At 60.3% G+C, this 18,692-nt stretch carries 21 protein-coding genes and 2 tRNA genes; all 23 read left to right on the top strand.

What is annotated here, in order from left to right:
- Positions 1–62: 62 nt before the first annotated feature.
- The 23 genes from rpsA (at position 63) to FHP89_RS16990 (ending at position 18,561) form a co-directional block, all read left to right on the top strand.
- Positions 63–1,742 (top strand): 30S ribosomal protein S1, encoded by a 1,680-nt coding sequence (gene rpsA, locus FHP89_RS17100; RefSeq protein ID WP_144179992.1) that lies wholly within the window; start codon positions 63–65, stop codon positions 1,740–1,742.
- An 11-nt stretch (positions 1,743–1,753) separates the two neighbouring features.
- Entirely contained in the window at positions 1,754–2,038 is a 285-nt protein-coding gene (locus FHP89_RS17095) for an integration host factor subunit beta (protein ID WP_144179995.1), read from the top strand.
- Positions 2,039–2,117: 79 nt separating this feature from the next.
- On the top strand, positions 2,118–2,435 hold the full coding sequence (locus tag FHP89_RS17090) for a LapA family protein (RefSeq protein ID WP_144179998.1): 318 nt from the start codon (positions 2,118–2,120) through the stop codon (positions 2,433–2,435).
- Between the two features lie 5 nt (positions 2,436–2,440).
- Complete coding sequence (gene lapB, locus FHP89_RS17085; RefSeq protein WP_144180001.1) at positions 2,441–3,616, top strand: lipopolysaccharide assembly protein LapB; 1,176 nt, start codon at positions 2,441–2,443, stop codon at positions 3,614–3,616.
- Between the two features lie 41 nt (positions 3,617–3,657).
- Complete coding sequence (locus FHP89_RS17080; protein WP_144180004.1) at positions 3,658–4,980, top strand: UDP-glucose dehydrogenase family protein; 1,323 nt, start codon at positions 3,658–3,660, stop codon at positions 4,978–4,980.
- Position 4,981: 1 nt separating this feature from the next.
- A complete protein-coding gene (rfaE1, locus tag FHP89_RS17075) occupies positions 4,982–5,926 on the top strand; it encodes a D-glycero-beta-D-manno-heptose-7-phosphate kinase (protein WP_144180007.1) in 945 nt (314 codons plus the stop codon).
- A 25-nt stretch (positions 5,927–5,951) separates the two neighbouring features.
- On the top strand, positions 5,952–6,842 hold the full coding sequence (gene cysM / locus FHP89_RS17070; RefSeq protein ID WP_144180010.1) for a cysteine synthase CysM: 891 nt from the start codon (positions 5,952–5,954) through the stop codon (positions 6,840–6,842).
- A gap of 130 nt (positions 6,843–6,972) precedes the next feature.
- Entirely contained in the window at positions 6,973–8,820 is a 1,848-nt protein-coding gene (locus tag FHP89_RS17065) for a hypothetical protein (RefSeq protein ID WP_144180013.1), read from the top strand.
- A gap of 8 nt (positions 8,821–8,828) precedes the next feature.
- Positions 8,829–9,008 carry a hypothetical protein gene (locus tag FHP89_RS17060; RefSeq protein ID WP_144180016.1) on the top strand — a complete coding sequence of 60 codons (180 nt, stop codon included), beginning with the start codon at positions 8,829–8,831 and terminating at the stop codon, positions 9,006–9,008.
- Positions 9,005–9,418, top strand: coding sequence for a YdbL family protein (locus tag FHP89_RS17055; RefSeq protein ID WP_144180019.1), 414 nt, complete (start codon positions 9,005–9,007; stop codon positions 9,416–9,418). Before FHP89_RS17060 ends, FHP89_RS17055 begins: the two co-directional genes overlap by 4 nt.
- The gene (locus FHP89_RS17050) at positions 9,415–10,212 is read left to right on the top strand and encodes a 3'-5' exonuclease (RefSeq protein WP_144180022.1); all 798 of its coding nucleotides are present in this window, start codon (positions 9,415–9,417) and stop codon (positions 10,210–10,212) included. Before FHP89_RS17055 ends, FHP89_RS17050 begins: the two co-directional genes overlap by 4 nt.
- Before the next feature lie 19 nt (positions 10,213–10,231).
- Complete coding sequence (locus tag FHP89_RS17045; RefSeq protein ID WP_144180025.1) at positions 10,232–10,474, top strand: GlsB/YeaQ/YmgE family stress response membrane protein; 243 nt, start codon at positions 10,232–10,234, stop codon at positions 10,472–10,474.
- Positions 10,475–10,519: 45 nt separating this feature from the next.
- A tRNA-Val gene (locus FHP89_RS17040) sits at positions 10,520–10,596 on the top strand.
- 144 nt (positions 10,597–10,740) lie between these two features.
- The gene (thrS, locus tag FHP89_RS17035; RefSeq protein WP_144180028.1) at positions 10,741–12,657 is read left to right on the top strand and encodes a threonine--tRNA ligase; all 1,917 of its coding nucleotides are present in this window, start codon (positions 10,741–10,743) and stop codon (positions 12,655–12,657) included.
- A 27-nt stretch (positions 12,658–12,684) separates the two neighbouring features.
- The gene (infC, locus tag FHP89_RS17030) at positions 12,685–13,209 is read left to right on the top strand and encodes a translation initiation factor IF-3 (protein ID WP_144180031.1); all 525 of its coding nucleotides are present in this window, start codon (positions 12,685–12,687) and stop codon (positions 13,207–13,209) included.
- A gap of 119 nt (positions 13,210–13,328) precedes the next feature.
- A complete protein-coding gene (rpmI, locus tag FHP89_RS17025; protein ID WP_144180034.1) occupies positions 13,329–13,526 on the top strand; it encodes a 50S ribosomal protein L35 in 198 nt (65 codons plus the stop codon).
- A gap of 12 nt (positions 13,527–13,538) precedes the next feature.
- Positions 13,539–13,898: a 50S ribosomal protein L20 gene (gene rplT / locus FHP89_RS17020; protein ID WP_144180037.1), complete on the top strand. Its 360-nt coding sequence runs from the start codon at positions 13,539–13,541 to the stop codon at positions 13,896–13,898.
- 69 nt (positions 13,899–13,967) lie between these two features.
- Positions 13,968–14,999 (top strand): phenylalanine--tRNA ligase subunit alpha, encoded by a 1,032-nt coding sequence (locus FHP89_RS17015; RefSeq protein WP_144180039.1) that lies wholly within the window; start codon positions 13,968–13,970, stop codon positions 14,997–14,999.
- 6 nt (positions 15,000–15,005) lie between these two features.
- Complete coding sequence (pheT, locus tag FHP89_RS17010; protein WP_144180042.1) at positions 15,006–17,384, top strand: phenylalanine--tRNA ligase subunit beta; 2,379 nt, start codon at positions 15,006–15,008, stop codon at positions 17,382–17,384.
- 11 nt (positions 17,385–17,395) lie between these two features.
- Positions 17,396–17,698 carry an integration host factor subunit alpha gene (locus tag FHP89_RS17005; protein WP_144180045.1) on the top strand — a complete coding sequence of 101 codons (303 nt, stop codon included), beginning with the start codon at positions 17,396–17,398 and terminating at the stop codon, positions 17,696–17,698.
- Complete coding sequence (locus tag FHP89_RS17000) at positions 17,682–18,062, top strand: MerR family transcriptional regulator (protein WP_144180047.1); 381 nt, start codon at positions 17,682–17,684, stop codon at positions 18,060–18,062. Before FHP89_RS17005 ends, FHP89_RS17000 begins: the two co-directional genes overlap by 17 nt.
- A 68-nt stretch (positions 18,063–18,130) precedes the next feature.
- A tRNA-Pro gene (locus tag FHP89_RS16995) sits at positions 18,131–18,207 on the top strand.
- Between the two features lie 174 nt (positions 18,208–18,381).
- Positions 18,382–18,561 (top strand): DUF3820 family protein, encoded by a 180-nt coding sequence (locus FHP89_RS16990; protein WP_144180050.1) that lies wholly within the window; start codon positions 18,382–18,384, stop codon positions 18,559–18,561.
- Positions 18,562–18,692 lie beyond the last annotated feature (131 nt).

The raw sequence follows: 18,692 nt of genomic DNA, 5'->3' as shown, positions 1-18,692 counted from the left end.
CCCGCTGTCCTTGCGGCAGCACCAGGTCTTTTTTTATGTCCATTCCTACCCCTGAAATGTCCATGGAAAGCTTTGCCGAGCTGTTCGAGGAAAGCCTAGCGCTGCAGGAAATGCGCACGGGCGAAGTGATCACCGCCGAGGTGGTCCGTATCGATCAGAACTTCGTTGTCGTGAACGCTGGCTTGAAGTCCGAAAGCTATGTTGCGATCGAAGAGTTCCGCAACGATCACGGCGAACTTGAAGTTAAAGAAGGCGACTACGTCCAGGTTGCCATTGACGCACTCGAAGACGGCTACGGCGAAACCCGCCTGTCCCGCGACAAAGCCAAGCGCATCGCCGCCTGGAACGACCTGGAGCTCGCGCTCAACGAAGGCACGCTGGTTAACGGTGTTGTCAGCGGTCGTGTCAAGGGTGGTCTGACGGTCATGACCCACGGTATCCGCGCCTTCCTGCCGGGTTCGCTGGTCGACATGCGTCCTGTGAAAGACACCGCCCCGTACGAGGGTAAAGAATTCGAATTCAAGGTCATCAAGCTCGACCGCAAGCGCAACAACGTGGTTGTGTCGCGCCGTGCCGTGCTTGAAGAGACCATGGGTGAAGAGCGCGATAAGCTGCTCGAGAACCTGGCCGAAGGCATGGTCGTCAAGGGCATCGTCAAGAACATCACCGACTACGGCGCGTTCGTGGATCTGGGTGGTATCGACGGCCTGCTGCACATCACCGACCTGGCCTGGCGTCGTGTGCGTCACCCGTCGGAAGTGGTTGCTGTCGGCGACGAACTCGAAGCCAAAGTGCTCAAGTTCGACCGCGAGCGTTGCCGCGTGTCGCTGGGTCTCAAGCAGCTCGGCGAAGATCCGTGGGTGGGTATTGCCCGTCGTTACCCCACCGGCACCCGCCTGTTCGGCAAAGTCACCAACATCACCGACTACGGCTCCTTCGTGGAAGTGGAGCAGGGCATCGAAGGTCTGGTGCACGTCTCCGAGATGGACTGGACCAACAAGAACATCCACCCGAACAAAGTCGTCCAGCTGGGCGACGAGGTGGAAGTGATGATCCTCGACATCGACGAAGAGCGTCGCCGTATCTCGCTGGGTATGAAGCAGTGCATGGCCAACCCGTGGGACGAGTTCGCCATGAACTTCAAGAAAGGCGACAAGGTTTCCGGTCAGATCAAGTCGATCACCGACTTCGGTGTGTTCATCGGTCTGGATGGCGGCATCGACGGTCTGGTTCACCTGTCCGACCTGTCGTGGTCCGAGCAGGGCGAAGAAGCTGTGCGTCGCTTCAAGAAAGGTGACGAAGTCGAAGCCGTGGTGCTGGCCATCGACGTCGAGCGTGAGCGTATCTCGCTTGGCATCAAGCAGATGGATGGGGACCCCTTCACCAACTTCATCGCCACCCACGACAAGAACAGCCTCGTGCGCGGCACCGTGAAGACGGTTGATGCGCGTGGTGCCGTGATTTCGCTGGGCGATGACATCGAAGGCTACCTGCGCGTGTCTGAAGCTGCACCGCACCGTATCGATGACCTGACCACCGTGATGAAGGAAGGTGAGGAAGTCGAGACCATGATCATCAACGTGGATCGCAAGTCCCGTTCGATCAACCTGTCGATCAAAGCCAAGGATCAGGCTGAGACCTCGGACGCCATGCAGAAGCTGGCCGCCGAGAGCTCCGCCGCGACGGGCACCACCAGTCTGGGTGCCCTGCTCAAGGCGAAGATGGACGAGCAGAAGCAATAATTGGTGCACTCATGACCAAATCGGAGCTCATTGCGCGACTGGCGGCACGTTTTCCGCAGTTGGTTGCCAAGGATGCCGATTACGCTGTCAAGATGATTCTCGATGCGATGACCGACTCATTGTCACGTGGTGATCGCATCGAGATTCGCGGCTTCGGCAGCTTTGCGCTGAATTACCGCCCGCCCCGCATGGGACGCAATCCGAAATCCGGTGAACGGGTTGAGGTTGCTGAAAAACATGTGCCGCACTTCAAGGCGGGCAAGGAATTGCGGGAACGTGTGGATCTGGCCGAATAATCGGTTCAGATTGTGTCATTGGGGAAGGCGGTTTCGACCGCCTTCTTTTTTGTCCACGAGTCGGCCATAATCACCCCCTATGCGAATCATTGTCTGGATTATCCGTCTGGCGGTCTTCCTCGTTCTGTTCGGCTTTGCCGTCAAGAACGACCAACTCACGACGCTGAACTTCTACATGGGCAAGCAATGGCAGTTGCCATTGGTCTTGGTCATCCTGGGGGCATTCGCCGCCGGGGCGCTGGTGGGCGTGACCGCGACGCTGTCGTCGCTGGTGCGTCAGCGGCGGGAGATCGGAAAGCTGCGTAAATCACTGCGCAAGGCAGAAGCCGAAATCAAGGCGTCGGCAGGCACGGCCGTTGTGCCGCGGGCCGACGGGGACGCGCCTGAAGCGTTCTGACCCCCATGGAAATTGAATTCTGGTGGTTACTGGCGCTGCCGCTGTTCTTTGCCTTGGGCTGGATGGCGGCGCGGGTTGATATCCGGCATGTGATGAAGGAGTCGCGCAGCCTGCCGCGCTCCTATCTCAATGGATTGAATTTTTTGCTCAACGAGCAGCCCGACAAAGCCATCGATGCTTTCATTGAGGCCGTGCGTATCGACCCCGATACGGTCGAACTGCATTTTGCCCTCGGCAGCCTGTTTCGCCGTCGCGGCGAAACCGAGCGCGCGATCCGCATGCACCAACACTTGGTCGATCGCGAAGACTTGAATGAATCCCAGCGCCTGCAGGCCCTAGCGGAGCTCGGTCAGGACTATCTGAAAGCCGGCTTGCTCGATCGCGCCGAATCCGTCTTCCTGCGCTTGCGTGGCACGGCTTTGAACGACGTTGCCCTGCGCGATCTGCTGGAAATCTATCAACAAGAAAAAGACTGGCCGAAAGCGATCGACATCGCCAAAGCCCTGCCCGATCACGAGAGTGTCTGGTGGCGCAAGGAAATGGCCAATTTTCATTGCGAGATGGCCTCCGACGCGCTGGCGGACTCGCGGCTAGACGATGCCGAGACGGCCATTCAGTCGGCCTTGCAGATCAATCCCCGGTCGGTTCGTGGCAGCCTGATCAAAGGCGATCTGGCGGCGCGCCGGGGTGATCTCGACGAGGCGGTCGTGGCCTGGAAGCGGATCGAAGGGCAGGACCCGCTCTATCTCTCGCTCGCCGCGGAACGTCTGATGAAGGCGTACGACGCGCAGGGCCGGATAGAAGACGGACTGCAATTGCTGCGCGCCTACCTGGAGCGCCATTCTTCGCTCGATCTGCTCGATGTACTGTTTGACCGCACGCTCAAGCTGGCCGGTTCGCTCAGCGCCTATGATCTGGTGCGCGACGAATTGCGGCGCAATCCGAGCGTGCTCGGTCTCGACAAGATGCTGGAAGCCGCGCTGGTCGCGGCGCCGACCGAGTTGCGCCCGGACATCGAGCTGGTGCGTCAGCTGGTGCATAGTCACACGCGCCGCGTTGCACGCTATCGCTGCGACTCGTGCGGATTCAAGGCGCGTCAGTTTTATTGGCGATGCCCGGCCTGCGGGGGGTGGGAAACCACGCCGCCGCGGCGGACGGAAGAATACGATCTGGTGCCCTGAGCGATCCTCGCGGCGCCAGCAGATGACATGAGGACAGAGAAATGAAAGTGACCGTTATCGGTACGGGCTATGTGGGCCTGGTGTCGGGCGCCTGTTTGGCCGACGTAGGCAATGATGTGCTGTGTCTGGATGTCGATCCGGCCAAGATCAAGATTCTTGAAGAGGGCGGCATCCCCATTCACGAGCCGGGGCTGCACGAAATCGTTCGCCGCAACGTTGAAGCCGGTCGCCTGTCATTTACGACCGATGTCGAAAATGCGGCGAAATGGGGCGTGACGCAGTTCATCGCCGTCGGGACGCCGCCCGATGAAGACGGCTCGGCCGATCTCAAATATGTGATCGCCGCCGCACGTAATATCGGCAAGCACATGGATGGCTACCGGGTGATCGTGGATAAATCCACGGTGCCGGTCGGCACCGCCGACAAGGTGCGCGCTGCCGTGGCCGAAGAGCTGGCCAAGCGTGGCAGCACGACGGAATTCAGTGTGGTGTCGAACCCAGAGTTCCTGAAAGAAGGGGCCGCCATCGAAGACTTCATGCGTCCCGACCGCATCGTGGTGGGCGCTGAAGACCCGCAGGCCATCGAGCTGATGCGTCAGTTGTACGCGCCCTTCCAGCGCAACCACGACCGCCTGGTCTTTATGGATGTGCGCAGCGCCGAACTCACCAAATATGCCGCGAATGCCATGCTGGCCACGCGGATCAGCTTCATGAACGAGCTGGCCAATCTGGCTGAAACGCTCGGGGCCGACATCGAATTGGTGCGTCAGGGCATCGGTTCGGATCCGCGTATTGGCTGGCATTTTCTGTACGCCGGTTGTGGCTACGGCGGCTCGTGCTTTCCGAAAGACGTGAAGGCGCTGATCCGCACCGGCAGTGAACACGGCCATGACCTCAAGCTGCTTGGCGCGGTCGAGGCGGCCAACGAAATTCAGAAGCATGTGCTGGTCGACAAGATCGTGCGTCGCTTCGGCGAGGATCTGACCGGTCGGCATTTCGCGCTGTGGGGCCTGGCCTTCAAGCCGAACACCGACGACATGCGCGATGCGCCCAGCCGCGTGATCATTCAGGAGTTGTTCAAGCGCGGCGCGACCGTGGCGGCCTATGATCCGGTTGCCATGCAGGAAGCCGAACGCATTTTTGGCGATGAGCCCCGCCTGAGCTACGCCGGTCGCCCCAAGAGCACGCTCGACAATGCCGACGCGCTGGTCATCGTCACCGAGTGGAAAGAATTCCGCAGTCCCGACTTTGAGGCCATCAAGTCGCGCCTCAAGCAGCCCGTCATGTTTGACGGCCGGAATATGTACGATCCCGCGTTGATCCGCGCCGAAGGCATTGAATACTTCGGTATCGGGCGCGGCTGAGATGAGCGGTCGCGACGTGCTGCCGGAGACATCGGCGGCGCGAATCCTCGTTGTCGGCGATGTCATGCTCGACCGCTACTGGTTCGGCGACGTCAGCCGGATTTCGCCCGAGGCGCCGGTGCCGGTGGTGCGCATGACGCGCGCCGAAGACCGCCCCGGCGGTGCGGCCAACGTGGCGCGCAACGCCTCGGCGCTGGGCACGCAGGTGTCCTTGTTGTCGGTGGTCGGGCAGGACGAGGCGGGCGACAGCCTCAATCGCTTGCTGGCCGAATCGGCGGTGAGCGCCCATCTGTTTCGTGACGCCAGCGTCCAGACCACGCTCAAGCTGCGGGTCATCGGCCGAAGCCAGCAGTTGTTGCGCATCGACTTTGAGCAAAGACCGCAGGCCGAGGTGCTAGCCGCCAAGCTGGACACTTTCAAACAACTGCTGTCCGCCCATGATCTGGTGCTGATTTCCGATTACGACAAAGGCGCATTGGACCATGTCGAGGCGATGATTCAGGCCGCCAAAGCGGCCGGCAAGCCGGTGCTGGTCGACCCCAAGGGCGATGACTTCACGCGCTATGCCGGCGCGACGGTTCTGACGCCGAACCGGGGTGAGCTTCAGGGAATCGTTGGCCGTTGGCGCTCCGAGGCTGATCTGGCCGCACGCGTCGACGCCTTGCGAAAAGAGCTGTCGATCGGGGCGGTGTTGCTGACCCGGTCCGAAGAAGGCATGACGCTGTTTGATGAAAATGGCGTCAGTCATGAACCGACGCGCGCGCGCGAGGTCTTTGATGTGTCGGGTGCGGGCGATACCGTGATCGCGACCTTTGCCGTGATGCTGGCCTGCGGCTTGTCTGCTCCCGATGCCATGCATTGGGCCAATCTTGCCGCCGGCGTTGTTGTCGGCAAACTCGGAACGGCGGTCGTCTCGCTGGATGAGCTGCGCGCCAGCGCGTCTTGACGCGACCTAACCATTGGAAGAACGGATGCAATTCAAGACCCTTGAAGACTATGTTGGCGAGACACCCCTGGTGCGCCTCAAGCGAATCAATGCGGGTGACGGCAATGTGATTCTCGCCAAACTCGAGGGCAACAACCCCGCGGGATCGGTCAAGGACCGCCCCGCGATGTCGATGATTCTGCGTGCCGAGGCGGCCGGTCGCATTCATCCCGGCGATACGCTGATCGAAGCGACCAGCGGCAATACGGGCATCGCGCTGGCCATGGCCGCGGCGATTCGCGGTTACCGGATGATTCTGGTCATGCCCGAGAATCAGAGCGTCGAGCGCCGCCAGACGATGCGGGCCTTCGGCGCCGAATTGATCCTCACCCCCAAAAGCGGCGGCATGGAAGTGGCGCGCGACATGGCGACCCGGATGCGGGACGATGGCGAGGGCGTGATCCTCGACCAGTTCGGCAACCCGGATAATCCCGAGGCGCACTTCGAGGGCACTGGCCCCGAGCTATGGCGCCAGACTGACGGGCGGATCACGCATTTCGTGAGTTCCATGGGGACGACGGGCACCATCATGGGCACCTCGCGCTACCTCAAGCAGCAAAACGCCAAGATTGAAATCATTGGTTGTGAGCCGGCCGAGGGGGCGCAAATTCCGGGTATTCGCAAATGGCCCGAGGCGTATCTGCCGACTATTTATGACGCCTCCCGCGTTGATCGTATCGAGCCTGTCACCCAGGCGGACGCCGAGGAGATGACCCGCCGGCTGGCGCGCGAAGAAGGCATTTTTGCCGGCATCTCATCCGGTGGCGCGATGCATGTCGCCCTGCGCGTTGCTGCGCAGGTGAGCAATGCGGTGATCGTCAGCATTGTCTGTGACCGCGGTGACCGTTATCTGTCGACGGGTGTGTTCCCGGCCTGAGCGCCAGCGCGGGCGGCGTCCGCCAGGCAGGCGGGCCGGCCTGGCGTTGTTCCTTTTGAGCGGGGCGGCCTGGGCGGGTCTGCAGCTCGATATTCACCAGATTGATCACCCGAGCTTTTCGGCGCGAGGCGTGAGCTTGGTGCTGGACGGCACGGCCGGTCGGATTCGGCTCGATCAGCTCACCGCGGCCGGCCGTCAGTGGCGTGCCGTTCAACTCGATTGCCGTCGCTTGCGGCTCGACGAAGGGCGCATTCAGTGCGCCGATGCACGCGTTGGCGGCGTGCCAGAACTGGCCGATGCCCGGCTGAACCTCGATTTCTCGACTCAATCCCGCGCCGGTCGTTTGACGGCACAGTTCGCGAACGACGCGCGCTTGACGGCCACGCTGGCGGCTCATGGTGCACTCGATCTCCAGTTTTCGCATATGCCGGTCTCGCTCCTGGCTCGGGTCTGGCCGGCGGCGGTTCAGTGGCATCCGGTCGGTGCACTGAGCGGCCGTGCCAGTGTTGACGGCCGTCGCGCGACGGTGTCAGCGAGGCTTGAAAACGCGGGGTTTTCCGATGCCTCGGGCAGCCATGCCGCCGAGGCGCTGGCGGGGGATGTGCGCTTGAGTGCCGTTCGGCAGGGGGATGCGTGGCGCTGGGAGATGCGCGCGGCGTGGACTGCCGGCGGCGTGTTCTGGGATCCGGTGTTTGTGCCGTCAGGCGTTTCACTGCTTGCCGAAGGGCAGGTCTCGGGTCAGGAGGTCACGCTTTTTTCATCGCGCCTGGAAGCGCCGGGTGTCGGCGACATCACGGCAAAAGGCCGTTTCGATATGGCGGACCGGCAAATCATCGATGCGGCGGTGTCGGTCAGGCGCGCTGATCTGGCGGTGGCGGTGCCGCAGTTCGTGTTGCCCGTGGTGGCGCCGGCCCAAACGGAGCGCTGGCAGGTGGCGGGCTGGGTTGATCTGGATGTGCAGTGGGTGGGCGGTGAACTGCATGGGGTGGAAGTGGGGCTCGACCAGGTGGGCTTTGCGTATTTGGGGCAGCGCTTTCGGGTCGGGCCGCTGTCGGGCCATCTCCCCTGGCATCGCGATACCCCAGCCCAGGGGCATCTTCAGGTCGACGGCCTGCACTGGCAAAAGCTCGACTTCGCGCCGTTCTTGCTGGACATGTCGGTTGAGCAGGGCCGGATCAAGGTCGATCCAGCGCGATTGCCTGTGCTCGATGGCGCGGTCATTGTCGACCGCCTGACGGTGGCGAAAACGGAGGACGGGTGGCAGGGGGCGGGCGGATTCTTTATGGAGCCGGTGTCGATGCGGGCCCTGACCGAGGCGCTGGACTTGCCGGAGATGGTCGGCACCTTGTCGGCGTCGATCCCCGGGCTGATCGTGACACCGCGCCGTGCTGCGCTCGACGGCGCCTTGGTTATTGCCTTGTTTGATGGCTATGTGCAGGCCACCGGGCTGGAAGTGATCGAGCCTTTCGGTCTGGTGCCCCGTCTGCGCGCCGATGTGGTGGCTGAGCATCTGGATATGGCGCAACTGACCGAGACATTCTCCTTTGGTGCGGTTTCTGGATTCATTGATCTGGCTTTGAATGACTTGCAGATGGCGGCCTGGAAGCCTGTGCGCTTCGACGCCGCGGTGCGAAGCACGCCGGGTGACTATCGCCGGCGGATCAGTCAGCGGGCGGTCGAGCACATCACGGCGCTGGGTGGGCCGAGCGCGAGCGCGGCCATTCAGCGCAGTTTTTTGCAGTTCTTCAGCGATTTCGGCTACGGCGAGATTGGCGTGGGTTGCCGACTCGCCAGCGGGGTATGCCAAATGGAAGGTCTTGAGGGGCCGGGTGCGGATGCTTCTCCGTTCACCATCGTGCGTGGCGGCGGCATCCCGGCCCTCAACGTCATCGGCTACAATCGGCGCGTGAATTGGGATGAGCTGATCGCGCGCGTCAAGGCGGCTATCGCCAGCGATGCGGCGCCGATCATCAAGTGAGGACAGACATGAAACCGGTATCGACATGGGCCGCGATGCTTGCGCTCAGCCTCGCCATGGCAGGCTGCGTGACAATCAATATCTATTTCCCGGCAGCTGCGGCAGAGAAGGCCGCCGACCGGATCATCGACGAAGTCTGGCAACTCAAGCCGGATGCCGCCACCAAGGAAGGAGCGCCCAGCCGATGAAAACCATTTGGAAGACACTGTTTGTTGTCAGTCTGCTGTCCGCGAGCTTGGCAACGGCACAAGGCAATCTCGAGGTCGATACGCCCGCGATTTCGGCCATCAAGTCGTCCATGTCGCAGCGGCATGCGCAACTCGCGCCGCTGTATGCGTCTGGTGCGGTCGGTCTCAAGTCGGACGGATCACTCGCCGTTCATGACGCCAATGCCGTGCCGCTGGCGCAGCGCGGCAAGCTCAATGCGCTGGTGGCGGCGGAGAACAATGACCGCACTGCGCTTTACCGCGAAATCGCTACGGCCAATGGGCACCCCGAATGGGCGGGCGATATCCGCAACACCTTCGCCCAGCGCTGGATCGACAAGGCGCCAGGCGGTTGGTGGGTCGAAGGCTCGCGAGGCTGGGCTCGCAAGTGAGCGCCGTTCTCATCTTTGACATCGAGACGATTCCCGATGTGGCCGGGCTGCGTCGTCTGCACGACCTGCCTGATGATCTCGCTGACGATGAAGTGGCCGAGCTCGCCATGCAGCGCCGCCGCGCAGCGACCGGCAACGATTTCCTGCCGCACTACCTGCAGCGCATCGTCACCATTTCCTGTGTTTTTCGTGACGCCGCGCAGTTCAAAGTCTTCTCGCTGTCCGAGCCAGACTCGGACGAGGCGGGCATCATCCAGCGCTTCTTCGACGGCATTGAACGCTTCACGCCACAAATTGTTTCATGGAATGGTGGCGGATTTGATCTTCCGGTGCTTCACTACCGAGGTCTGCTGCACGGCGTCAGCGCGCCGCGCTACTGGGAAATGGGTGAGGGCGATTCCCGGGACGCTCGGGATTTCAAGTGGAACAACTACATCAGTCGTTATCACAGCCGGCATCTGGACTTGATGGATTTGCTGGCTTTGTATCAGCCCCGGGCCAACGCACCGCTGGACGTGCTGGCCAAGCTGATGGGCTTCCCAGGCAAGCTTGGCATGGATGGCTCCGCGGTTTGGGGGGCGTATCAGGACGGGCGGATTGCTGAGATCCGTGACTACTGCGAAACCGACGTGGTCAACACCTACCTGGTTTACCTGCGTTTTCAGCGCATGCGCGGCGTGATGCTGGCAGAAGAATACGAGGCCGAATTGGCCGTGGTACGCAAAACGCTCAAGGCGATCGGCGCACCGCACTGGGAAGCTTTCCTGGCGCAGTGGCCTGAGTCATGCGCGTGAAACGGGAGTCGTGAATAGTATGGGTATCCTCTGGACGATTCTGATCGGCCTGCTGGTCGGCGTGGTGGCGAAGTTCATCCACCCCGGCAAGGAGAATCTGGGCTTGGTAATGACCGCGCTGCTGGGGATTGCCGGTTCCATGGTCGCAAGCTTTGGTGGCCAGGTGCTCGGCATCTATCGCGCTGGCCAAGGCGCCGGTTTTTTGGGCGCGCTGATTGGTGCGGTTTTGATTTTGTTTATCTACACCCGAATTAAGCGCTAAAAGTATTTGACAGGTGTTTGGGTTCGGCTATAATTCGGCCTCCTTAGGCGCGTAGCTCAGCTGGTTAGAGCACCACCTTGACATGGTGGGGGTCGTTGGTTCGAGTCCAATCGCGCCTACCAAACATCTAAGGAGCGCATCGTCGTGGCTTTCCGAACTTGCACCGGTTGCAATAACTGAACAGGTCGAGTTTCACGACGTTTGCGTTGCGAACGAAAAAAGTGCGGCTCAGACCGCACTTTTTTTTTGCCCCAAAGGATTGAGTCATGCCGAAGATCACGCTCCCCGACGGTTCCGTTCGAAGTTACGAGCAGCCGGTGACCGTCCTTGAAGTTGCCGCGTCGATCGGCGAGGGCCTGGCGCGCGCCGCGCTGGCTGGCAAGGTCGATGGTGTTGTTGTTGATGTGTCCCATTGCATGGACGCCGACGCAGCGCTGAGCATCATCACCGCAAAAGATCCCGATGGTCTGGAAGTCATTCGCCACTCGACCGCTCACTTGCTGGCCTATGCCGTCAAGGAGCTGTACCCGGAAGCGCAGGTCACCATCGGCCCGGTGATCGAGAATGGCTTCTACTACGACTTCTCCTACGCGCGCCCCTTCACGCCCGAAGATCTGACCAAGATTGAGGCGCGCATGCGCGAGCTCGCCAAGAAAGATTTGCCAGTTGTGCGCGAAGTGTGGCAGCGCGACGAGGCCGTGGCCTTCTTCAAGTCCATTGGCGAAAACTACAAAGCCGAGATCATCGCGTCGATACCGCAAGATCAGGCGGTGTCCTTGTATCGCGAAGGCGATTTTGTCGATCTGTGTCGTGGCCCGCACGTGCCGTCCACCGGCAAGCTGAAAGTCTTCAAGCTCATGAAACTCGCCGGCGCCTATTGGCGTGGCGATTCGAAAAACGAGATGCTGCAGCGGATCTATGGCACGGCCTGGGCCAGCAAGGACGACCAAGCCAATTACCTGCACATGCTCGAAGAGGCCGAAAAGCGCGATCACCGCAAAATCGGCAAGCAGCTCGATCTCTTTCATTTGCAGGACGAAGCGCCGGGCATGGTGTTTTGGCACCCGCTGGGCTGGACGCTCTGGCAGCAGGTCGAGCAATACATGCGCGGCGTACTGAATGACGCGGGGTATCAAGAGGTCAAGACGCCGCTGATGATGGATCGCTCGCTGTGGGAGCGTTCCGGGCACTGGGAAAACTACCGTGAGAACATGTTCACCACGGAGTCCGAGAAGCGGGACTACGCCGTCAAGCCGATGAACTGCCCGGGCCATGTCGAGATTTTCAATCACGGCCTGCATTCCTATCGCGACCTGCCGCTGCGTCTGGCGGAGTTTGGCTCTTGCCATCGCAATGAACCCTCGGGCGCGTTGCATGGCCTGATGCGTGTGCGTGGTTTTGTGCAGGACGATGCCCACATTTTCTGCACCGAAGACCAGGTGGTCTCCGAGGTGCGTGAGTTCAACGAACTGCTGATGCGTGTGTATCGCGACTTCGGTTTTACGGAAGTCGACGTCAAGCTGTCGCTGCGCCCTGAAAAACGTGCTGGATCTGACGCGGTCTGGGATAAGGCGGAAGATGGCCTGCGCGAAGCGCTGGCGTCGTCCGGCGTGAGATGGGAAGAGCTCGAAGGCGAGGGCGCTTTCTATGGTCCGAAGATCGAATACCACATCAAGGACGCGCTCGGCCGCTCCTGGCAGTGCGGCACCATGCAGCTCGATTTCGTGCTGCCTGAGCGTCTGGACGCCGAGTATGTGACGGAAGGAAACAGTCGCGCCCGCCCGGTCATGCTGCATCGCGCCATTCTGGGATCGATGGAGCGTTTTATCGGTATTTTGATCGAAAACCACGCCGGCCATTTCCCGTTCTGGCTCGCGCCGGTTCAAGCGGTTGTGATGAATATTTCCGATCCGCAGGCCGACTATGTGAAATCCGTGACCAGCCGGCTCCAAAAGGCTGGCTTCCGGGTGGTTTCAGATTTGCGGAACGAGAAAATTACATATAAAATCCGCGAACATAGCGTACGCCGCTTGCCCTATCAGCTTGTCGTTGGTGACAAGGAGAAAGAGGCAGGTCTGGTTGCCGTGCGCGCCCGAGGTGGTCAAGACCTCGGTCAAATGTCCCTCGATTCGTTGATCGAGCGTTGGCAGCGGGAAATTTCCACGCGCGCCGGCATGGACTGATTTTGTTCGAATTTGGAGAGTTGAACCATCGCTCAGGAAAAGAAGCAGCGCGTTAATTCAGAAATTACCGCGCCGGAAGTGCGTCTGATCGACGCCGACGGGGAACAGGCAGGCGTCGTGTCCATTCGTGCAGCACTGGCGATGGCCGATGAGGTGGGGCTGGATCTGGTTGAGATCGCTCCGCTGGCTGAACCGCCGGTCTGCCGCATCATGGATGTCGGCAAGTTTAAGTATCAGAGCGCCAAGAAGGCGCATGAGGCTAAGCTCAAGCAAAAGCAGGTTCAGGTGAAGGAAGTCAAACTGCGTCCGCGAACGGACGAGAATGACTACCAGATCAAGCTGCGTAATCTGAAACGCTTCCTGGAAAATGGCGACAAGGTCAAAGTGACCCTGCGTTTTCGCGGTCGTGAGATGGCTCACCAAGAGTACGGCATGCGCCAACTCGAGCGTATCAAGGCCGACCTGATCGAGCTGGCAAACGTCGAGCAGATGCCAAAGATGGAAGGGCGCCAGATGGTGATGATCATCGCGCCGAGCAAGAAGACGGTTTAAAGATTTTTGCGCACTGCGCAAAAAGTAGGGGAAGTGCCAGTCACTTCCATGACAAGTGGAGCCGGGTAAAAAAATACGCCACTGGCGTTACCTGGTGCCATGACATAACAGGAGCAATCATGCCCAAGATGAAAACGAAGAGCGGCGCAAAAAAGCGGTTTAAGCTGCGCGCCGGCGGTGGCATCAAGCGTGCCCAGGCGTTCAAGCGTCACATTCTGACCAAGAAGACCACCAAGGTGAAGCGTCACCTGCGCGGTGTTCTGGAGGTTCATGAGTCTGACGTCAAGATGGTTCGCGCCATGTTGCCTTACGCCTGATAGGAGAAAAAGATGTCCCGAGTTAAACGTGGTGTAACAGCCCGCGCCCGCCACAAAAAAGTCCTGGCTCAAGCCAAGGGCTATCGCGGTCGCCGCAAGAACGTCTATCGCGTCGCCAAACAGGCGGTGATGAAAGCCGGTCAATATCAGTATCGTGACCGTCGTCAGCGCAAGCGTCAGTTCCGCGCTCTGTGGATTGCCCGTATCAACGCGGCGGCTCGCGAGCTGGGTCTGACCTACAGCGTCTTCATGAACGGCCTGAAGAAAGCCGCGATTGAAGTTGACCGCAAAGTGCTGGCCGATCTGGCAGTGTTCGACAAGCCGGCGTTTTCCGCCCTTGTTGACCAGGCCAAGGCAAAGCTCGCTGCATAAGCGGATGCAGCTCAAAGAAAGGAGGCCTGGCCTCCTTTTTTTTTCTGAATTGAATTACGGCCATTGTTCATGAATGAGCTCGACACTCTCGTAACGCAAGCGCGCGCCGATTTTGAGAACGCTGCCGACGCCACTCAGCTGGATGTCGCCAAGTCGCGGTATCTCGGCAAGGGCGGCGCCATCACTCAGCAAATGAAAACGCTGGGGCAGTTGGGCCCGGACGAACGCCGGGCGGCGGGCGCGCGCATCAATGCCGCCAAAGACCAGATCGAGACGGCGCTTGAAGCCCGTCGCGAAGCAATCCGCGATGCCGCCCTAGCTATTCAACTGTCGGCCGAGGCGCTGGATGTGACCTTGCCGGGCCGCGGGATGGGCAAGGGCGGTCTGCATCCGGTGAGCCGGACGCTTGAGCGCATTGAGGCCTTGTTTCGATCCATTGGCTTTGAAGTGGCCGATGGCCCGGAAATCGAGACCGATTTCCTGAACTTCACCGCCCTGAACACGCCGGAAAATCACCCGGCCCGTTCGATGCATGACACCTTCTATCTTGAAGGGGCGGACGATGTGCTGTTGCGCACCCACACCAGTCCGGTTCAGGTGCGAACCATGCGTGAGCATGTGGCGCAGTATGGCGATCGCGAACACATGCCGGAAATCCGGGTAATCATTCCCGGCCGGGTGTATCGGGTTGACTCCGACGCCACGCACTCACCGATGTTCCATCAGGTTGAGGGCTTGTGGGTGGGTGAGGACATCAGTTTTGCCGACCTCAAAGGCGTGATCGCAGACTTCCTGCGCAAGTTCTTCGAGACTGACGACCTTCAGGTGCGCTTCCGGCCGTCCTTCTTCCCCTTCACCGAGCCGAGTGCCGAGATCGATGTGGCGTTCATGCACGGCGAGATGAAAGGGCGCTGGCTCGAAATTGCCGGTTGCGGCATGGTCCATCCGAACGTGTTGCGTCATGGCGGCATCGACCCCGAGCGTTACACGGGCTTTGCCTTCGGCATGGGGCCGGACCGGCTGACCATGCTCCGTTACGGCATCAACGATCTGCGCCTCTTCTTCGAGGGCGATCTGCGTTTCCTCGGCCAATTCAGGTAAGCGAACATGCAATTTTCAGAACAATGGTTGCGCCATTTCGTCGATCCGAAGATTGACAGTGAAGCGCTGGGTCAGCTGATGACCATGGCGGGTCTGGAAGTGGAAGAAATGAACGCCGTCGGCGGGGTGTTTACCTCTGTCGTGGTGGGCGAGATTCTGTCGACCGAAAAGCACCCGGACGCGGATCGTCTTAAGGTGTGCCAAGTCGATGCCGGCCAGGATGCGCCGCTGCAAATCGTGTGCGGCGCGCCCAACGCCGAAGCCGGCATGAAAGTGCCGTGTGCTGTGGTGGGCGCAAGCTTGCCCGGCTTCGAAATCAAGCAGGCCAAACTGCGCGGCGTCGCCTCGCACGGCATGCTGTGCTCGGCTCGTGAACTCGGTATTTCCGAAGAACACGGCGGTCTGTATGCGCTGCCTGACGACGCCCCGGTCGGCGCCGATGTGCGTCAGCTGCTTGGGCTCGATGACACGGTGTATGTGATCAAGCTGACACCGAACCGGGCGGATTGCCTCAGCCTCGCGGGTGTGGCCCGCGAAGTGGCGGCGCTGACCGATCTGCCGCTGACGATGCCACCGTCGGTGCCTGTCGAGCCGACAATCGATGATCGTCGCGTCATCGCGTTGGATGCGCCAGAATCCTGCCCGCGCTTTTGTGGCCGAATCCTTCAAGGCGTGGATGCACGCGCGAGCACGCCGGAGTGGATGGTGCGCCGCCTCGAGCGCAGTGGCATCCGGGCAATCAGCGCGCTGGTCGACATCACCAACTACGTGATGCTCGAACTGGGCCAGCCGCTGCACGCTTATGATAACGACCGTCTCGAAGGTGCGATCCATGCTCGTATGGCGCAGCCAGGCGAGAAGCTGCTGCTGCTCAACGAACAAGTGATCGAACTGGCCGCTGGCACGCTGGTGATTGCTGACGATGCGCGCGTGCTTGGCATGGCGGGCATCATGGGCGGAGAGGAGAGCGGTATCTCGCTCGATACGCGTAACGTATTCCTTGAAGCCGCCTACTTCACGCCTGATGCTGTCGCTGGTCGTGCGCGCGAATACGGGTTTGGTTCCGATGCCTCTCACCGCTTTGAACGCGGGGTCGATTTTGCGCTGTCGCCTGTAGCGATCGAGCGTGCCACTGCATTGATCCTCGAGATCTGCGGCGGTGAGGTCGGGCCGGTGGTACAAGCTGAAAGCCTTGCGCATCTGCCAGTGCGCCCGCCGGTGACCTTGCGCCCCGCGCGGGCTCGCAAGGTACTGGGCATTGATCTGTCCGACGACGACATGGCCAGCCTGCTGTCACGCGTGCACCTTGATGTCGTACGTGAGGGTGAGAACTTTCGCGTGACACCGCCATCCTATCGCTTCGACATCGAGATCGAAGTCGATCTGGTTGAAGAGTTGGCGCGCCTGCACGGCTACGACAACATTCCCGCGCCCGCACCGCAAGGCCATCTCGCCATGCTGGATCGGCCAGAATCCCGTCGTGACCTGTGGCAAGTGAAGCGCATGGTCGCCGACCGCGATTATCAGGAAGTGGTGACCTACTCCTTCATTGAAGAGGCGTGGGAGCGCGATTTTTGCGGTAATGCTCAGCCGATTCGCCTGGCCAATCCGATTGCCAGCCAGATGAACGTGATGCGCAGCAGCCTGATTCCCGGACTGCTCGGCGTGTTGCTGACCAACCGCAAGCGCCAGAATCCTCGTGTGCGCGTGTTTGAAACCGGTCGCTGCTTCCGCGTCGACGATGCCGGCACACCGGTGGCAGGCTACGATCAGCCTGTGCGACTCGGATTGCTGGCCGCAGCCGGCACGGCGCCTGAGCAGTGGGGCGTGGCGCATCGCAATGCAGATTTTTACGATCTGAAAGGCGATCTCGAGGCTTTGTTTGCTCCGCAAACACTCAGCTTCGAAGCCGCCGAGCACCCCGCGCTGCACCCGGGGCGAAGTGCCAAAGTACTGGCTGCGGGCAAGCCGGTCGGCTACATCGGTGAAATTCACCCGAAGTGGGCGCAAAAATACGAACTGGGGAATGCCCCGGTCGTATGCGAAGTCGACGTCGATGCGCTGCTGCAAGCAAGCTTGCCGGTGTACACCGCGATCTCCCGTCTGCCCGCTGTCGTGCGGGACATGGCATTGGTGGTCGCCAGTACGGTGCAGGCGATGGCGCTGATGGCCGCGCTCAAGCAAGCTGCGCCGGCGATTGTTCGGGATATCCAGTTGTTCGATGTCTATCAAGGCAAGGGGGTTGATCCTGACAAAAAGAGCCTTGCTTTCAGGGTGTTGATGCAAGATACTCAACGAACCCTTGAAGATGCCGAGGTGGACGCTGCGGTCAGTGCGCTGGTTCAGTGCGCTCAAGCACAATTCAACGCCGCCCTGCGTGGATAAGGGACGCGAGCATGACGTTAACGAAGGCCGAATTAGCTGACCTGTTGTTTGAGCAGGTTGGTTTGAACAAGCGCGAATCGAAAGACATGGTGGAAGGGTTCTTCGAAGAAATTCGCACGGCATTGGAGCGGGGGGACTGCGTCAAGCTGTCCGGTTTCGGCAACTTCCAGTTGCGCGACAAACCCCAGCGTCCGGGTCGGAACCCGAAAACAGGGGAAGAGATTCCCATTACTGCCCGCCGTGTAGTGACCTTTCACGCCAGCCAGAAGCTGAAATCTTCTGTGGAAAAGCTGAGCTATGCAGGAAAGTCCTAATCCGGAAGCCGATGTCGTACTGCCGCCGATTCCCGCCAAGCGTTATTTCACGATTGGCGAAGTCAGCGATCTGTGTGCGGTCAAACCGCATGTGTTGCGCTATTGGGAGCAGGAATTTACCCAGCTCAAACCGGTAAAGCGCCGAGGTAATCGACGCTACTACCAGCACCATGAAGTGCGACTGATCCGCAAGATCAGGGAGTTGCTTTACCAGGATGGTTTCACGATTTCGGGTGCGCGGAATCAGCTGAATGCATCGGCGATCCACGCACAGGAAGACGCGGAGCAAGCCGTTGAGTTGCGTGAGTCCATTTCGCAAGCGCGTGAGACCCTGATCGCCTTGCTGGATGACTTGAAACGCTAGTTTGATAAAAATATCGGCATTGCGGAATTGTAGTTTTGAATTCCAGTGCTATAATTCCGCTCCTGTGTCGGGGCGTAGCGCAGCCTGGTAGCGCACTTGCATGGGGTGCAAGGGGTCGCGAGTTCGAATCCCGCCGCCCCGACCAATAGAAACAGGCACTTAGCCCAGTCTTCGGACTGGGCTTTTTGCTTTTTGCTTTTCGGCGTTTGGGTGGCACCGATTGCGTTGTCCTCCCTGCTCGTTTGAACAGACCGGGCGCAGCGGCACCAACGAAGGTCTTTGGTCTGAGCGCATTTTGTAGAACACGCCTTGACTCACTATGAACCCAGAACTCCTGGAATTGTTGCTGATTCATGAGATGCCCTTCGGCAAATACAAAGGGCGCGTCATTGCGGACCTTCCGGGGCACTACCTTGCGTGGTTCGCGCGACAAGGTTTTCCCGCCGGCCGGTTAGGGCAACTACTGGCGCTCATGTATGAGCTCGACCACAACGACTAAGGTTAGATCGTGATCGCGAAGCGAGCCACGATCTGAACCGTTTGTTGGACGAGCCCGGCCCTCGGGCAATTTAGCTCGACTCTTCCCCTGCAAATATCTCTCGATGATCCGCCCCGAACGGGGCGGTTTTG

The sequence above is a fragment of the Denitromonas ohlonensis genome, assembly GCF_007625205.1.
Classification (GTDB): Bacteria; Pseudomonadota; Gammaproteobacteria; order Burkholderiales; family Rhodocyclaceae; genus Nitrogeniibacter; species Nitrogeniibacter ohlonensis.
This window is presented reverse-complemented; position numbering and strand designations above follow the sequence as displayed.

Coding starts and splice junctions, on each gene's coding strand:
- rpsA (WP_144179992.1), top strand. CDS start 63: ATGGAAAGCTTTGCCGAGCTGTTCGAGGAAAGCCTAGCGCTGCAGGAA.
- FHP89_RS17095 (WP_144179995.1), top strand. CDS start 1,754: ATGACCAAATCGGAGCTCATTGCGCGACTGGCGGCACGTTTTCCGCAG.
- FHP89_RS17090 (WP_144179998.1), top strand. CDS start 2,118: ATGCGAATCATTGTCTGGATTATCCGTCTGGCGGTCTTCCTCGTTCTG.
- lapB (WP_144180001.1), top strand. CDS start 2,441: ATGGAAATTGAATTCTGGTGGTTACTGGCGCTGCCGCTGTTCTTTGCC.
- FHP89_RS17080 (WP_144180004.1), top strand. CDS start 3,658: ATGAAAGTGACCGTTATCGGTACGGGCTATGTGGGCCTGGTGTCGGGC.
- rfaE1 (WP_144180007.1), top strand. CDS start 4,982: ATGAGCGGTCGCGACGTGCTGCCGGAGACATCGGCGGCGCGAATCCTC.
- cysM (WP_144180010.1), top strand. CDS start 5,952: ATGCAATTCAAGACCCTTGAAGACTATGTTGGCGAGACACCCCTGGTG.
- FHP89_RS17060 (WP_144180016.1), top strand. CDS start 8,829: ATGAAACCGGTATCGACATGGGCCGCGATGCTTGCGCTCAGCCTCGCC.
- FHP89_RS17055 (WP_144180019.1), top strand. CDS start 9,005: ATGAAAACCATTTGGAAGACACTGTTTGTTGTCAGTCTGCTGTCCGCG.
- FHP89_RS17045 (WP_144180025.1), top strand. CDS start 10,232: ATGGGTATCCTCTGGACGATTCTGATCGGCCTGCTGGTCGGCGTGGTG.
- thrS (WP_144180028.1), top strand. CDS start 10,741: ATGCCGAAGATCACGCTCCCCGACGGTTCCGTTCGAAGTTACGAGCAG.
- rpmI (WP_144180034.1), top strand. CDS start 13,329: ATGCCCAAGATGAAAACGAAGAGCGGCGCAAAAAAGCGGTTTAAGCTG.
- rplT (WP_144180037.1), top strand. CDS start 13,539: ATGTCCCGAGTTAAACGTGGTGTAACAGCCCGCGCCCGCCACAAAAAA.
- FHP89_RS17015 (WP_144180039.1), top strand. CDS start 13,968: ATGAATGAGCTCGACACTCTCGTAACGCAAGCGCGCGCCGATTTTGAG.
- pheT (WP_144180042.1), top strand. CDS start 15,006: ATGCAATTTTCAGAACAATGGTTGCGCCATTTCGTCGATCCGAAGATT.
- FHP89_RS17005 (WP_144180045.1), top strand. CDS start 17,396: ATGACGTTAACGAAGGCCGAATTAGCTGACCTGTTGTTTGAGCAGGTT.
- FHP89_RS17000 (WP_144180047.1), top strand. CDS start 17,682: ATGCAGGAAAGTCCTAATCCGGAAGCCGATGTCGTACTGCCGCCGATT.
- FHP89_RS16990 (WP_144180050.1), top strand. CDS start 18,382: ATGAACCCAGAACTCCTGGAATTGTTGCTGATTCATGAGATGCCCTTC.